15 protein-coding genes are annotated in these 15270 nt (G+C 73.6%); 10 read left to right on the plus strand and 5 right to left on the minus strand.

The window, feature by feature from the left end; all coding sequences use genetic code 11:
- Window positions 1-117: 117 nt before the first annotated feature.
- Genes ABID81_RS14465 through ABID81_RS14475 form a run of 3 tightly spaced genes read right to left on the minus strand, consistent with a single transcriptional unit; the run spans window position 118 to window position 3262 of the window.
- Window positions 118-894, minus strand: coding sequence for a DeoR/GlpR family DNA-binding transcription regulator (locus ABID81_RS14465; RefSeq protein WP_354595483.1), 777 nt, complete (start codon window positions 892-894; stop codon window positions 118-120).
- 29 nt (window positions 895-923) lie between these two features.
- Entirely contained in the window at window positions 924-1967 is a 1044-nt protein-coding gene (gene pdxA / locus ABID81_RS14470) for a 4-hydroxythreonine-4-phosphate dehydrogenase PdxA (protein ID WP_354595484.1), read from the minus strand.
- Complete coding sequence (locus ABID81_RS14475; protein WP_354595485.1) at window positions 1964-3262, minus strand: four-carbon acid sugar kinase family protein; 1299 nt, start codon at window positions 3260-3262, stop codon at window positions 1964-1966. Before ABID81_RS14475 ends, pdxA begins: the two co-directional genes overlap by 4 nt.
- 160 nt (window positions 3263-3422) lie before the next feature.
- Here ABID81_RS14475 and ABID81_RS14480 point away from each other — a divergent pair, with 160 nt between their 5' ends.
- From ABID81_RS14480 to ABID81_RS14525, 10 genes are all read left to right on the plus strand, one after another.
- On the plus strand, window positions 3423-4997 hold the full coding sequence (locus ABID81_RS14480; protein WP_354595486.1) for an ABC transporter substrate-binding protein: 1575 nt from the start codon (window positions 3423-3425) through the stop codon (window positions 4995-4997).
- Window positions 4998-4999: 2 nt separating this feature from the next.
- The gene (locus ABID81_RS14485; protein WP_354595487.1) at window positions 5000-5935 is read left to right on the plus strand and encodes an ABC transporter permease; all 936 of its coding nucleotides are present in this window, start codon (window positions 5000-5002) and stop codon (window positions 5933-5935) included.
- Window positions 5932-6933 carry an ABC transporter permease gene (locus tag ABID81_RS14490; RefSeq protein WP_354595488.1) on the plus strand — a complete coding sequence of 334 codons (1002 nt, stop codon included), beginning with the start codon at window positions 5932-5934 and terminating at the stop codon, window positions 6931-6933. Before ABID81_RS14485 ends, ABID81_RS14490 begins: the two co-directional genes overlap by 4 nt.
- Window positions 6930-7817, plus strand: a complete 888-nt coding sequence (locus ABID81_RS14495) for an ABC transporter ATP-binding protein (protein ID WP_354595489.1) — start codon at window positions 6930-6932, stop codon at window positions 7815-7817. The genes ABID81_RS14490 and ABID81_RS14495 overlap by 4 nt, the downstream gene beginning before the upstream one ends.
- Window positions 7810-8640 (plus strand): ABC transporter ATP-binding protein, encoded by an 831-nt coding sequence (locus ABID81_RS14500; protein WP_354595490.1) that lies wholly within the window; start codon window positions 7810-7812, stop codon window positions 8638-8640. Before ABID81_RS14495 ends, ABID81_RS14500 begins: the two co-directional genes overlap by 8 nt.
- Complete coding sequence (locus tag ABID81_RS14505; RefSeq protein WP_354595491.1) at window positions 8637-9632, plus strand: aldo/keto reductase; 996 nt, start codon at window positions 8637-8639, stop codon at window positions 9630-9632. Before ABID81_RS14500 ends, ABID81_RS14505 begins: the two co-directional genes overlap by 4 nt.
- A 74-nt stretch (window positions 9633-9706) precedes the next feature.
- On the plus strand, window positions 9707-10507 hold the full coding sequence (locus tag ABID81_RS14510; RefSeq protein WP_354595492.1) for an HpcH/HpaI aldolase family protein: 801 nt from the start codon (window positions 9707-9709) through the stop codon (window positions 10505-10507).
- Entirely contained in the window at window positions 10504-11781 is a 1278-nt protein-coding gene (locus ABID81_RS14515; protein ID WP_354595493.1) for a sialidase family protein, read from the plus strand. Before ABID81_RS14510 ends, ABID81_RS14515 begins: the two co-directional genes overlap by 4 nt.
- Before the next feature lie 3 nt (window positions 11782-11784).
- Window positions 11785-12507 carry an SDR family NAD(P)-dependent oxidoreductase gene (locus ABID81_RS14520; protein WP_354595494.1) on the plus strand — a complete coding sequence of 241 codons (723 nt, stop codon included), beginning with the start codon at window positions 11785-11787 and terminating at the stop codon, window positions 12505-12507.
- A gap of 335 nt (window positions 12508-12842) precedes the next feature.
- Window positions 12843-13115: a hypothetical protein gene (locus ABID81_RS14525; RefSeq protein WP_354595495.1), complete on the plus strand. Its 273-nt coding sequence runs from the start codon at window positions 12843-12845 to the stop codon at window positions 13113-13115.
- A 197-nt stretch (window positions 13116-13312) separates the two neighbouring features.
- Here the strand turns inward: ABID81_RS14525 and ABID81_RS14530 are convergent, their stop codons facing one another.
- Both ABID81_RS14530 and ABID81_RS14535 read right to left on the minus strand, forming a co-directional pair.
- Entirely contained in the window at window positions 13313-14440 is a 1128-nt protein-coding gene (locus ABID81_RS14530) for a Gfo/Idh/MocA family protein (RefSeq protein WP_354595496.1), read from the minus strand.
- A complete protein-coding gene (locus ABID81_RS14535) occupies window positions 14437-15240 on the minus strand; it encodes a sugar phosphate isomerase/epimerase family protein (protein ID WP_354595497.1) in 804 nt (267 codons plus the stop codon). Before ABID81_RS14535 ends, ABID81_RS14530 begins: the two co-directional genes overlap by 4 nt.
- Between the last annotated feature and the right edge of the window lie 30 nt (window positions 15241-15270).

Here is a 15270-nt window from a genome sequence, read left to right on the forward strand (position 1 = left end):
GGCCCGCGGGCGGGGGCGCCGAAGCGGGCCCGCGGGCCCCCCGCCCTGTGGCGGGCGCACCGCCGAATGTGGCGGTGCGACGTCCATCCGGCGGTGCGACCCAGGCTCGCCCCGGCGTCAGCCGGCGGGCGCGACCACCACGTCGACGCCGGCGGCCGCGAACCCGGCCAGGGCCTCGGGCGTCGCCGTGGCGTCGGTCACGAGGGTCCAGCCGTCGGGCAGCTCGGCCCGGGCGTGGAAGGTCTCGCGGCCGAGCTTCGAGCCGTCGGCCAGCACGTAGACGTGCTCGGACTGCCGGCACATCAGCTCTTTCAGCCGGGTCTGCACGAGGTCGGCCTCGACCACGTGGCCCGACGCGAGCACGCCGTCCGCGCCGAGGAACACCCGGTCGAAGGTCATGCGTTCGAGCGCGGCCTCGGTCAACGGCCCGACAAAGCCCTGGCTCGCCGGGCGGAGCGTGCCGCCGAGGCACTCGAGGTGGATGCCGTCCGAGTCGGCGAGCTGCTGGATGACGGCGATCGAGGTGGTGGCGACCGTCGCGACCAGACCCGAGCGCGCCTCCCGGGCCAACGCCGCGACCGACGACCCGGCGTCGAAGAGCAGGGTCTCACCGTCGCGGACGAGCGTGCGGGCGCACCGGGCGATCTCGGCCTTGGCCACCCCGGCCTCGCGATTGCGTTGGCGGAAGGTCGGTTCGGCACCGGGCACGCCGAGCGGCATGGCGCCACCGTAGGTGCGCGCGATCTCACCCTGGCGGGTCAGCTCGGCCAGGTCACGCCGGATCGTCGACGGGGTCACCTCGAAGCGACGGCTGAGCTCGTCGACGCTCGCCAACCCCGTGGTGTGGGCCAGCTCGACGATGTCGCGGCGTCGCTCTCGCGCGGTGGTGCTCATGCGGTGACCGTCCTCGTCGTGCGGCGGGCTCAGGCCGACGGCGCCCCGACCCGGGCCGCGTCGGCCGGGCTGGGCGACATCTCGACCGCCTGGCGCAGCGCCTCGATCATGCTACCGACCGCCACGACGCCCGTTCCCGCGATGTCGAACGCCGTGCCGTGGTCGACCGAGGTGCGGATGACGGGCAGTCCGACGGTGATGTTGACGCCGGCCTCGATGCCGAGCACCTTGACGGGGCCGTGGCCCTGGTCGTGGTACATCGCCACGATGAGGTCGTAGTCGCCACGACCGCCGAGGAAGAACGCGGTGTCGGCGGGCAACGGCCCGACCGCGCGGATGCCGTCCGCCTGCAGCACCTCGATCGCGGGCGTGATCTTCTCGGCCTCTTCTCCGTGGCCGAAGAGGCCGTTCTCGCCGGCGTGCGGGTTGATCGCGCAGACGCCGATGCGGGGATCGTCGACGCCCGCCCGACGCAGGGCCTCCCAGCCCCGGCGCACGGTGCGCTCGACCAGGCCCGGCTCGATCTTGGCGATCGCGTCGATCAGTCCGATGTGGGTGGTCACGTGGATGACCTTGATCTTGGGCGTCGAGAGCATCATCGACACCTCGCCGACGCCCATGAAGTGGGCGAGCAGCTCGGTGTGCCCGGGGAACACGTGGCCGGCCTCGTGCAGCGCCGCCTTGTTCAGCGGCGCCGTGCAGATGCCCTGCACGAGCCCCGCCATGCCGAGCTCGCAGGCGATGCGGACGTACTCGTACGCGGCGTGGCCGGCCTCGGCCGAGACGGCTCCCCAAGGCAGGTCGGCCGGCAGGAGGTGCGGGTCGACGACGTTGATGCGGCCCGGCGTGAAGACGGCGTCGGCCGGCCCGTCCACCTCGACGATCTCGGCCTCGACCCCGAGGGCGGCGGCGCCGAGCCTCAACCGGTGCGCGTCGCCGACGACGACCGGTCGGGCGTCCCGGTAGGCGGCCTCGTCGAGCAGGGCGCCGACGGTGACCTCGGGTCCGACGCCGGCGCCGTCACCCATCGTGACGGCGATGAAGGGCCGGCTGTCGGGGGTCGTCGTGGTCATGGGGTTCTCCGTTTCGTGGGGGCGCCGGACGCGGCCGACGCGGCGAGGTCGTGGGGGTCGACCCCGGTGCGCGTGCGGCGCACCAGGTCGACGAGGTCGGCGAGCACTGTCGGCCCGCCGAAGCTGCCGGGCTTCGTGGCGACGAGTCGGTCGTCCGCGGTCGCGCTGAGCACGGCACCGTGCTCGACCTGGGCGAGCGGCCGGAGCGACGTCGTCGCGAGTCGGTCGAGGACGGCCCGCGCCGTCTCGCCGCCGGTCAGGACGAGGTCGACCGCTTCGGCCCCGGCGACGCGGGCGACGACCTCGGCGAGCGTCGTCGCGGCCGCGAGGGGGTCGGGCAGCCGTCGTCCGGTGACGGTCACGACCGCGAGCGGTGACCGGGCCAAGGAGGCGCGGGTCGCGCCGACGAGGTCGCCGACGGCCGCCGCCGGGTCGAGCACGTGCACGTCCGCACCGGTCGCGGCGAGCACGTCGACGTGCCCCCGGGCCACCTCGGCGGCCGAACCGACGACGACGAGGACGGGCCGCTCGGGCCCGGTCCACCCCCGGGGCCCGGCGTCTGCGGACGTGGGCCGATCGACGCCCTCGCCGACCGCGGGGTCGCCCCCGGGGCGGGTCGTGGGCTCGACCGCGTCGGCCAGGGCGGCGGCGAGCGCCGCACTGCCGGCGAGGGCGACCGGCCGGCGCGCCCCGGGGCGCGCCGCGAGCCGGAGCACGGCCGCGACCACGGCGGCCACGTCGTCGTCGGTCTCGGCGTCGACGAGGACGAGGGGTCCCCCGACGAGCGCGTCGTCGAGGCACCCGGCGAACGCGGACGGACCCGAGCGCACGACGTCGAGGCCGACGAGCACCGACGGCTGGTCGACCAGCTCGGCCAGCACCCCGGGGGCGGGGCGCGGCTCGAGGTGCCAGAGGGACGTCTCGGCCAGTGGCCGACCGTCGACCAGGGGGCGCCCGTCGACGACGGTGCGGCCGAGCGCGGGCAGCGCCCCGGCCACGACCACGTCGTAGCCGCGGGCGGCCAGGGCCTCGAGTTCGGGCCCGACGTGACCGCGCCACAGCGAGTCGGTCTTCTTCAGGACGAGGGCGCCGGGTGACAGGGGCAGCGCGTCGATCGCGACCCGCGCCTCCTCGGCGGTGCCCGCCCGGGTGCCGAGGTCGACGACCGTCACCGGCACGAGCGGGCCCGTGGGCACGCCGAGCGAGACCGCGGTCTCGTGACCGCGCAGCCGGAACTGCTCGGCGGTCTCGGCGGCGCCGGACAGGTCGTCGGCGATGACGGTGATCTGGGGCATGATGCGGTCATCCTGACACGGCTGCGCGTTTCGCGCCAGCAGTCTTGCGCAGAACGCGCAGTGATGGCACAGTGTCCCTCAGCCCGGACGAGGGCCTCGCAGCGCTGCGGTACCGGGCGTCGGGTCGACCTCGTCGAACCCCTGGATCGAGAGGTCGATGATGACCGTTCCGTTCGCGGACCACGAGATGTCGCGCCGCACCCTGCTGAGATGGGGTGCCGCGGCCGGCCTCTTCGTGACCACCACCAGCCTCGCCGGCTGCGCCGGTCCGACCGGCCTGCCGGGCCCGGGCACGCTGACGCTGGCCCTCAACCGCTCGTTGGTGAGCCTCGACAACAAGCTCAACCAGTTCGACGCCGCCGTCACCGTGCAACGTGCCGTGCGGCAGGCGCTCACGCGGATCGGCCCCGACATCACACCCGAGCTCGTGCTCGCCGAGAGCTTCGAGCCGACGAGCGACACCCGGTGGACCGTCCGGCTGCGCGAGGGCGTGCAGTACTCGGACGGCACGCCGGTCACGGTCGAGGACGTCGCCACGGCCCTGCAGATGTACGAACAGGTGCAGGGCTCGTTCGTGGCCAGCTTCTTCCCCGAGTTCCCGACCGTCACCGCGATCGACGAGCGCACCTTCACGCTCGACTCGTCGCAGCCGATCCCCGTGCTCGACGCCCTGATGAGCAACATCCTTATCACCCCGGCGGCGGCCAACGCGCCCGAAGAGCTGCAAGACGGCGTGGGCAGCGGGCCGTTCGTCGTCACGCGCTTCAACCGCGGAGCCGGCACCTACAGCCTCACGCGCAACGAGCAGTACTGGGGTGAGGCGCCGGGCGTCGAGCGGGTCGAGGTGAGGTTCCTGCCCGAGGAGTCCAGCCGCGTCATCGCCCTGCGCAGCGGCGAGGTCGACGTGATCGACTCGATCACCCCGGACTCGGCGACGCAGCTGCAGGGCCTGCCCGGCATCGCGCTCGACGAGGCGTCGAGCCTGCGCATCAACCAGATCTTCTACAACTTCCGCAAGCCCGAGGGGCACCCGCTGGCCGACGCCCGGGTGCGTGAGGCGCTCAGCCACGCGATCGACGGCCGCGCCCTGGTGCGCGACGTGCTGACCGACTCGGTGACGCAGGCCGACGGCGTCGTGCCCTCGAGCCTGCTCGGCTACGCGAAGACCGGCGAGTACACCTACGACCCCGACCTGGCCCGCAGCACCCTCGCCGAGCTCGGGGCTAGCGACCTGACCTTGCGCATCATCTGGGAGACCGGCGAGTTCGCGGGCGACACTTTCATCATGGAGGCCCTCGTCGAGATGTTCGGGGCGATCGGCGTGCGGACCACCCTGCAGCAGTTCGAGCCGGGCGGGGACATCCTGCAGTGGCGTCAGGGCAAGGCCGGGGACTGGGACCTGCTGGGCAACGGCTTCTCGGCCCCGACCGGCCTGGCGCTGACCATCTTGCAGGGCATGTACGCGGGCACCGCCGAGAAGGAGCAGACCCGCGACACCTACCAGGGCTATGTGCAGCCCGACGTCGCCGAGGCCATCGCCCGGGCCTCGACCGAGCCCGACGCGACCCTGCGCCAGCAGCGGCTCGCCGAGGCGCAGCAGGCGGCGTGGGACACCTGGCCGTGCGCCTGGGCCTTCGTGCCCAAGTCGGTGCTCGCCCGCCGCGAGCGCGTCGAGGGCCTCGAGCTCGCGTCGTCGAACTCTTACCCGCTCTCGACCGTCCGACTGGGGGCCTGACCGTGGCGACCTACATCCTCAAGCGCCTCGGCCAGGGCCTGCTCACCGTGTTCCTCACGGTGTCGACGGTCTTCGTGCTGATCCGCCTCGCGCCCGGCGACCCCGCCGTCGCCTACGCCGGCCCCCTCGCCACGAACGAGCAGCTGGCCGCCGTGCGCGAGCAGTTCGGCCTCGACGATCCGCTGCTGCAGCAGTACGGCGTGTTCCTCCAGCAACTGTTCACCGGCAACCTCGGCACCTCGTACTCGTTCCAGGCCCCGGCCGTGCAGGTCGTGCTCGAACGACTGCCGTACACGCTGACCCTGTCGTTCGCGGCGATCCTGCTGGCCGCGGTCGTGTCGATCCCCCTCGGCGTCTGGATGGCCCGTCGCACCGACACCCGCAGCGAGACCGGCGTCAACGTCGTCGCGATCGCCGGCCAGTCGATGCCCGACTTCTGGACCGGCATCCTGCTGCTGAGCGCCTTCGCCGTGGTGATCCCGGTCTTCCCCGCCTCGGGGTTCGCGACCTGGGGCGGCCTCGTGCTGCCGACGGTGACGATCGCCATCTTGCAGGTGGCCCTCATCTCGCGGCTCGTCCGGCGCGAGATGGCGACGAACTTCTCGGCGCCCTACCTCACCGTGGCCCGCTCGCGCGGGGTCTCGGAGCGTGCCCTGACCTGGCGCTACGCCATGGGCAACTCGGCGATCCCCGTCTTCACGGCCCTCGGCACCCGCTTCGCGGCGATGCTGAACGGCGTCGTCGTGGTCGAGGTCGTGTTCGCCTGGCCCGGCGTCGGGTCGCTCATCGTGCGGGCGCTCGAGACCCGCGACTACCCCCTCATCCAGGCGACCGTGCTGGTCACGTCGCTGCTCGCCGTCGGCGTGCAGCTGCTGATCGACCTCGCCTACCCCCTGCTCGATCCGCGCGTGCGGCTCGGAAAGGCGAGTGCCGCATGAGCCGCATCGACACCACCGGGGAGGCGCGACCCACCGCGGTCACGCCCCGCCTGCTCTCCAGGTCGGAGGCGGCCCGGCGCTCCTCCGCCGCACGGGTCAAGCTGTGGGTCGGCGCGATCTGCGCCCTCGTGGTCATCGTCCCGATCGTGCTGGCCCAGGCCCTGCCGCTGCCCGACGCGAACGGCCAGGACCTCGGCAACCGCCTCGCGCCTCCGTTCACGGCCGGTCACCTGTTCGGCACCGACCAGCTCGGCCGCGACCTGCTGTCGCGGGTGCTGCACGGCGGGCAGGTCTCGCTCGCGATCGGGGTGCTCGCCGTCATCGTCTCGGGTGCCATCGGCGTCGTGCTCGGCTCGATCGCCGGCTTCTACGGACGCTGGGCCGACACCCTGATCAGCCGCCTGCTCGAGGCCCAGATGTCGCTGCCGCTGCTCATGATGCTGCTGCTCGTCGTGGCCCTGTTCGGCCCGTCGATACCCGTCATCACCTTCGTCATCGCGATCGCCCAGTGGCCGGAGGTCGCGCGACTGACGAGGTCGCTCGTCCTCGTCGAACGCGAGAAGCCCTACGTCTCGTCGGCCAGGACCCTCGGCCTGAACCGCTTCACCATCCTGCTGCGCCACGTCGTGCCCAACGTGATCAAGCAGGCGACGCTCGTCGTGCTGCTGCTGCTCGCGCAGGCGGTGCTGCTCGAGAGCGCCCTGAGCTTCCTCGGGGCGGGCCCGCAACGACCCTTCGCCACTTGGGGCCGGATCATCTCGGACGGCCAGGACTACGTCACCACCGCGTGGTGGATGGTCACGATCCCCGGCCTCTTCATCGTGCTGCTGGTCGTCGGGGTGAACCTGCTGGGCGACGCCCTGCGGGACCGGCCGCGCCGGTCGGCGGCCTCGAACCTCCGTCGGTTCGTCGGGCTGCGCCCCTCGACGCCCGCCGCCCCTCCGACGCCCGCCACCCGTCCGACGACCGCCGCCCCCGAGAAGGGAACACCCGCATGAGCCTCGCGACCGCCGACGGCCACGACCCGGACCTGCTGCTCGAGGTGCGCGACCTGCAGATCGAGCTGATGACGACGAACGGCGTCGTGCGCGCCGTCGACGGCGTCTCGTTCCACATCGCCCGCGGCGAGACCGTCACGATCATCGGCGAGTCCGGCTCGGGCAAGTCGACCACCGCCATGGGCGTGCTGCAGCTGCTGCCCGCCGACCTCGCCGTCGTCTCGGGGCACGTCCGCATCACCGGCCTCGACGTGCTCGCCGACGCCTCGGCGGTGCGGAAGGTCCGGGGGCGGGCCGTCGCCTTGATCCCTCAAGACCCCATGACCGCGCTCAGCCCGGTCCGGTCGATCGGCTCGCAGCTCGGCGAGGCGATCCGCATCGCCGGGGCGGCCAGTGGGCGTGCGGGCGTCACCGCGCGAGCCGTGCGACTGCTCGAACAGGTGCACATCCCCGACCCGACGGCCCAGCTCAAGAAGTTCCCGCACCAGCTCTCGGGCGGCATGCTGCAGCGCGTGCTGATCGCGATCGCGCTGGCCTGCGAGCCGCAGCTGATCGTGGCCGACGAGCCCACGAGCGCCCTCGACGTGACGGTGCAGGCCGGCATCCTCGACCTCCTGCTCGAACTGCAGGAGCAGCGCGGCATCGGCCTGTTGATGATCACCCACGACCTCGGCGTCGCGCGCCTGGTGTCCGACCGCATCCACGTGATGAGGGCGGGCGTGTTCGTCGAGTCGGGCGACGTCCGACAGATCGTCGAGCACCCGGCCGACCCCTACACGCAGGGGCTGCTCGCCGCGGTGCCCACCCTGGGCGCCTGGGACGAGACCCCCGGCGCGCCCACGACCACCCGCAGCAACGACCGCCCGGAGGCCACCCGTGTCTGACACCATCCTCGAGGTCGACGACCTGGTCGTCGACTACGGCAGCGGCACGAGCACCCACCGCGCCGTCGACCACGTGTCGTTCTCGGTGCGCCGCGGCAGCACGTTCGCCATCGTCGGCGAGTCGGGCTGCGGCAAGTCGACGATCGCCAAGGCCGTCATGCGGCTGCTGCAACCGACCAGCGGGCGCATCGTGCTCGACGGCACCGACCTGGCGACCCTGTCGGAGGCGCGGCTGCGGCCCCTGAGGCACCGGTTCCAGATGGTGTTCCAAGACCCCTACGGCTCGCTCGACCCGCACCTCAGCGCCCGCGACATCGTCGCCGAGCCGCTGCGGCTGCGGGGCGTCCGGTCGGCTCAGGACCGCGCCGCGGAGGCCGCCCGCCTGATCGACCGGGTCGGGCTGCCCTCGACGGCGCTCGACCGTCGCCCGCACGAGTTCTCGGGCGGCCAACGACAGCGCATCGGCATCGCCCGGGCGCTGGCCTCGAGCCCCGACCTGCTGATCTGCGACGAGGCGACGAGCGCCCTCGACGTGTCGGTGCAGGCGCAGGTGCTCGAGCTGCTGCGCGAGATCCAGGTCGACACGGGCATCACCTACGTGGTCATCTCGCACAACCTCGGCGTCGTGCAGCAGATCAGCGAGAGCGTGCTGGTCATGAAGCAGGGGGCCGTCGTCGAGCAGGGTGACACCGCCCGGGTGCTCACCTCGCCCGCCGAGGACTACACGCGCCGCCTCCGCCGGGCCGCCCTCGACCCCGCGACCATGACGGGCGTCAAGCCGCGCCACGTGGTCCGCAGCCTCTCGACCGGAGTGACCGCATGACCCGGACCGACACCGTGACGACCGCCGACGAGGCCGGGACGCGCACCGCGCCTCCCCGGCTCGTGCTCGGCACGATGACCTTCGGCGACACCGTCGACGAGGCCACCGCCGGCCGCATGCTCGACACGGCGCTCGACGCCGGCGTCCGCTGGGTCGACACCGCCAACGCCTACGTGGGCGGCGTCACCGAGACCGTGCTCGGCCGGCTGCTCGCCGGGCGACGCGACGACGTCGTGCTCGCCTCGAAGGCCGGCATGCCGCACGCCGACGCCGGCGGGCTGCCCCCGCTGTCGGCCGTCGCCCTGCGGGCGAGCGTCGAGGCGAGCCTGCGCCGCCTGGGCACCGACCGGCTCGACCTGTTCTACCTGCACCAGCCCGACCGGCTGACCACGCTCGACGAGACCCTGTCGACCGTCGCCGCCCTGGTCGACGAGGGCAAGCTGCTCACGCTCGGCGTCTCGAACCACGCCGCCTGGCAGATCGGCGACGTCGAACGCGTGGCCGACGCCGTCGGGGCGCCCCGCCCGGTCGTCGCCCAACAGCTCTACAACCTCGTCGCCCGACGCCTGGACGACGAGTACCTCGAGTTCGCGGGCGTCCACGGCATCGAGACGATGGTCTACAACCCGCTCGGGGGCGGCCTGCTGACCGGTCGCCACCGGTTCGACGAGACCCCCGTCGCCGGTCGCTTCGGCGACTCGGCCCTCGCCGAGATGTACACGAAGCGGTACTGGGACGCCGGGCTGTTCGCCGCGATCGACCGACTGTCGGGCGTCGCCGCCGAGGCCGGGCTGTCACTCGTCGAGCTAGCCCTGCGCTGGGTCGCCCACCGCCCGGGGGTCGGCTCGGTGCTGCTCGGCGGGTCGCGCCCCGAGCAGCTGACCGCCAACGCCTCCGCGATCGCCGACGGGCCGCTGCCGGACGACGTGGTCGCGGCCTGCGACGAGGTCGGACGGTCGCTGCGGGGGCCGATGCCTCCGTACGCCCGGTGACCCGCACCTCCTGACCCCCGCCTCCCGACCTTCCCGCACGCACGCCCCGCACGCCCCGCACGAGAGAGAGAACCATGAGCACCGCCAGCGACTTCGCCCGGACGATCCGCCACCGCGAGAAGGCGGTCGGCTACTGGGTCACCCTCGACGCCCCGCCGGCGACCGAGCGCATCGCGCGACTCGGCTACGACTACGTCTGCCTCGACGCGCAGCACGGCCTCTTCGGCTACCAGGGCATGATGACCGGCCTGCTCGCGATCGACGCCGGGCAGACCTCGGCCGGCCTGGTGCGGGTCGAGGCGAACGACATCACGCCCATCGGCAAGGCACTCGACGCGGGCGCGGCCGGCGTCATCGTGCCGCTCGTCGACACCGCCGAGGACGCCGCGGCCGCCGTCCGCAGCGCCAAGTACCCGCCGCACGGACGCCGCTCGTACGGGCCCATGCGGTCGAGCCTGCGCATCGGCCCCGTGCCCGCCGAGGCGGACGACACCACGCTCGTGCTCGCCATGATCGAGACGCCCGACGGGCTCGCGAACGTCGAGGCGATCGCCGCGACCCCCGGGCTCGACGGGCTCTACGTCGGCCCGAGCGACCTGTGCATCGCGGTCGGCGGCGCCTACCCCGGCGACCCGGCCGTGCAGGAGGCCTTCGACGCGGCACTCGTCCGCGTGGCCGCCGCGGCCGAGGCGGCGGGCGTCGCGGCCGGCATCCACACCCCGCACGGCGACGTCGCCCGACAGCGCCTCGCTGCCGGTTACACGTTCGCCACGGTCGCCGGCGACCTCAACCACCTCGAGGCCGCGGCGCGCGACCACCTGCAGCGCGCGCTGGCGGGCGACGACGCGGACGCGACCGCGGGAGGCGCGGCGTGAGCACCGAGGACGCCCCCGCGGCCGACACGGCGTCGGTCGGCCCGGACGGCTTCGTCGCGGACGGTCGGCTGCGGCCCGACGAGGACGGGCGTGCCTGGGCGTACCTGCCGACGGCCACGGTCCAGTCGCACGCGGCCAACCTGGCCGAGCTGCCCGACGGCCGCCTGGCCTGCGTCTGGTTCGGCGGCACGCAGGAGGGCGTGTCCGACATCCACGTCTGGTCGTCGACGCTCGACGGCGACACGTGGTCCGAGCCCGTCCGCCTGAGCGACGACCTGGCACGCTCCGAGCAGAACCCCGTGCTCTTCGTCGCCCCGTCGGGCGACGTCTGGCTGCTCTACACGGCGCAGCGGGCCGGCAACCAGGACTCCGCCGAGGTGCGCCGCCGGGTCTCGACCGACGGCGGCAGCACCTGGGGCGAGCCCTCGACCCTCTTCGCCGCGGACGAGGTCGGCGGCGTCTTCGTGCGCCAACCGCCGCTCGTGACCCGCGGCGGCGACCTGCTCGTGCCGGTCTTCCGCTGCGTGACGACCCCCGGGCGCGCGTGGGTGGGCGACCACGACACGAGCTCGGTCATGACCTCCCGGGACGGCGGCGCCACGTGGGGTGAGGTCGCCGTCCCGGGCAGCACCGGAGCCGTCCACATGAACGTCCACGAACTGCCCGACGGGTCGCTGCTCGCGCTGTTCCGCAGCCGCTGGGCCGACGCCGTGCACGAGTCGCGCTCGACGGACGGCGGCCGCACCTGGTCGCGGCCCGTCGCGACCGAGCTGCCCAACAACAACTCGTCGGTGCAGTGGGTGCCGCTCGCCGACGGTCGCCTCGCGATCGTCTACAACCACCGCCGTGCGGACGCCACGACCGAGCGCCGGCTCGGGCTCTACGACGAGATCGACGAGTCCGGCATCGTCGAGCAGGCGACGCCGCCCGGCGTGGACGCCGACGCCGATGCCGACGGGGGCATCGTCACCGACCAGGAGGCGCGGGCCGGCGACGGCCGGACGGCGTTCTGGGGCACCCCCCGAGCGCCGATGTCGCTGGCCGTGTCGTCGGACGGCGGCCGCAGCTGGCCGCACCGCGTCGACCTCGAGGACGGCGACGGCTGGTGCCTCTCGAACAACTCGCGCGACGGGCTCAACCGTGAACTGTCGTACCCGAGCATCACGCAGACGAGCGACGGCGCCGTGCACGTGGCCTACACCTGGCACCGCCGGGTGATCCGCCACGTGCGCCTGTCGCCCGCCGACCTGCCCGGCCCGGGCCGGGTGGACTGAGACGTGGCCGACGCAGGGACGGATGCCGTGCCGACGGGGGTCGGGGCAGGTGCCGGCCGGCACGCCGTCGTCACGGGCTGCAGCTCGGGCATCGGGCGGGCTATCGCCGAGTACCTGCTGGCCGGGGGCTGGCACGTCACCGGCCTGAGCCGTCGTCCCGTCGACCTCGGCGACGGGTTCGCCTGGATCGGCTGCGACCTCTCGGTGCCGGCCGCCGTGCGGGCCGCGGTCGCCGACGTGGGGCCGGTCGACGCCGTCGTGCACGCCGCCGGCTACCAGGTCGCCGCGCCGCTGGGCCGGCTCGACCCGGCCGCCCTCGAAGGCATGTGGGCCGTGCACGTCGGGGCGGCGGCCACCCTCGTCGACGCGCTCGTCGACCGGCTCTCGGACGGCGGCCGCATCGTGCTGATCGGCAGCCGCACCGCCGTCGGCGTCGCGGGCAAGAGCCAGTACGCGGCGACCAAGGCGGCGCAGGTCGCGCTGGCCCGCAGCTGGGCGGCCGAGCTGGCGCCCCGCGGCGTCACCGCTAACGTCGTGGCACCGGGCCCCACCGACACGCCGATGCTCGCGGACCCGGCCCGCGCCTCCTCGGCTCCGGTCGTGCCGCCGCTGGGCGCGCTCGTCGACCCGGTCGACGTGGCCGCGCTCGTCGCGTTCGTGCTCGGGCCGCACGGGCGGAGCATCACGGGGCAGGCGCTCGTCGTCTGCGGAGGCGCCTCGCTCTGAGGCCCGGGCGGGCCACGACGTCGCGGGGCGTCGACCGTCGGCCGCACGGGCCGCGGGGGCCGCACCACCGTCGCGTCGTCGAACCACCCCGGAGCGCGGTTCGACGACGCGAGCGTGGTGCGACCTGCCCCGGGTAGATGTCCGGAAACCGATGCGCAGCCCCACCGTTGTTTTGATTCATTCAAAAGAAGGCGTAGAGTGGTGTCCACGCCGACGAAGGCCAGGGCCACCGTCGAGCACCTCGGCGACGCCCTCCCCCGCCGGTCACCGCCCGCTCGATCGAACAGGTCGCGGGCCCCCGACCAGCCGCAACCACCCAGCCCCGAGGAGTCACCGTGAACACCAGCACCACGACCACCCGCACCGCCGTCACCCCCCTCGGCGGCCGCTACGTCGGCACGACCGACCTCTCGACCGTCGGCTCGTACGTCGGCCCGGTCGCCGCCGACGTCGCGCCCGGCGCCTACGTCAGCACGGCCGCCCGTCGCGACCTCTCGATCGGCCGCTACACGGCGAGCGCCCTGCGCCGCCTCTCGACCGTGACGTCGTCCGTCCGGACCGCCACGGGGTCGATCCACACGGCGACCGGTTCGGTCCGCACCGCGTAGTCCCCCACCCCGTCCGGTCGCACGACCTGAACCCGTGCGACCGTGCCCCGAGGAGGCGCGGGTCGCGTCCACGTGGACGCCCCGCCCCCTCACGCGACATGCCGCCCACCTCGAGAGGTGGGCGGCATGTCGTGCGTCGTACGTCGTGTGACCGGCGACCGGCGCCACACGTCAGGCGCCCGGCGAGTCGCGCCCCGCTACAGCGTCTCGGCCGACGGGTCCCAGCCCTCGTCGAGCGGCACGGGCTGCTGCACGGCCGACTCGACGGCGACGGGCGACCCCTGCTCGGCGGCCGACGAGATCGCCAGCAGGACGTCGAGCACGTGCGAGGCGACGGCCCCGCTGGCCCGCTCGGCGTCCCCGCCGCGGATGGCCCGGGCGAGGTCGAGCACGCCCGACCCCCGACCGTAGGTCGAGCCCACGGCCGTCAGGGTCTCCGGCTCGTCCCGGCCGAAGCGCCAGAGGCTCGAGTCGCCCTCGAACGTGTTCGGATCGGGCAGCACGAGGGTGCCCTCGGTGCCGCTGATCTCGACGAACCCCATGCGCGGCAGGGCGTTCTGGAACGAGAACGTCGACTGCGCCGACTGCCCGCCCGCGAACTCGATCAGGGCCGCGTGGTGCGTCGGCACCTCGACGGGGAAGGCCTGACCGGCGCGGGGGCCGCTGCCGACCGTGCGCGTGTCGAACGACTTGGACGACACGGCGCTGACCCGGCTGGCCGAGCCGAAGGCGTGCACGAGCGTCGTCACGTAGTACGGCCCCATGTCGAACAGGGGCCCCGCGCCGATCGCGAACAGGAAGTCGGGGTTGGGGTGCCACGACTCGGGCCCGGGCACGTGGAACATCGTGGTCGCCGTCAGCGGCTGGCCGATGTCGCCGCGCGCGATGGCGCGCATGGCGGTCTGGACGCCGGCACCCAGGACGGTGTCGGGCGCGCAGGCCACGCGGACGCCCGCGGCCTCGGCCGCCGCGAGCAGGTCGCGGGCCGACTCGTGGTCGAGGGCCAGCGGCTTCTCGCTCCAGACGTTCTTGCCCGCGGCGACGATCCGCCGCCCGACCTCGGCGTGCACGGCCGGGATCGTCAGGTTGACGACGATCTCGATCTCGTCGATCGCGAGCAGCTCGTCGACCGTGCCGTGACCCGGGACGCCGTACGTCTCGGCCTGCGCCTTGGCGCGGTCGAGGTCGAGGTCGGCGACGAACAGCACCTCGAGGTCGGCGAACCGCGTCATGTTCTCGAGGTAGGTGCCGCTGATGACACCCGCGCCGATCACGCCGACGCCGACGCGACCCGTGCGGGGGGCCGCGGTGTCGAGGCCGCTCACTTGTCGTTCTCCTGCAGCCAGGCGAACGACTCGGCGACGCCGTCGAAGACGTCCGCCGCGTAGTCGTCGAACTCGACGACGCGAAGCGCGTGCGGCGCCGCGGCGAGCACGGCCGCCACGTCGACGTCGCCCTGGCCGGCCGGGGTCTGGTTCTTGAAGGCGGCGGCGAGCGCGTCGGGCACCTCGAGGGCGCTCTCGCTGCTCGGCAGGGCCGTGGCGATGTCGCCCGAGATCTTGCCGTCCTTGACGTGCAGGAACTGCACGCGGTCACCCAGCGAGCGCAGCAGCGCCGGGGTGTCCATGCCGCCGACGGTCGACCAGAACGTGTCGATCTCGAGGACGACGTCGTCGTTCAGGCGCTCGAGGAAGAAGTCGTAGACGGGCCGGCCGTCGACCTGGTTCGCGAACTCCCACTGGTGGTTGTGGTACCCGAAGCGCAGGCCCGACGCCGCGGCGAGCACCTGCAATTCGTTGACGCGGTCGGCGATCGCCCGGGCGTCGTCGGCGGTCTGCCAGCGGTCGCTCGGGATGAAGGGGTCGATGACGGTGCCGATGCCGAGCTGGACCGCGGCGGCGAAGGCCCGCTCGGGCTCGTCGGAGTCGATGACCGGCGCGTGGCCCGAGGGTGCGGTGACGCCCGAGTCGGCGAAGGCCTTCTCGAACTCGTCGGCGCGCTCGACGAACGAGTACGGCTCGACCTTGGTGAAGCCGATCTCGGCGATGCGGGCGACGGCGCCCTGCAGGTCGGCCGAGACGGCATCTCGGACCGTGTAGAGCTGCACGGAGGGTGACGAGGTCATGGGGGGACTCCTTTGTCGTGGTGACGGCGG

Source organism: Frigoribacterium sp. PvP054, assembly GCF_040547465.1.
Taxonomy (GTDB): domain Bacteria; phylum Actinomycetota; class Actinomycetes; order Actinomycetales; family Microbacteriaceae; genus Frigoribacterium.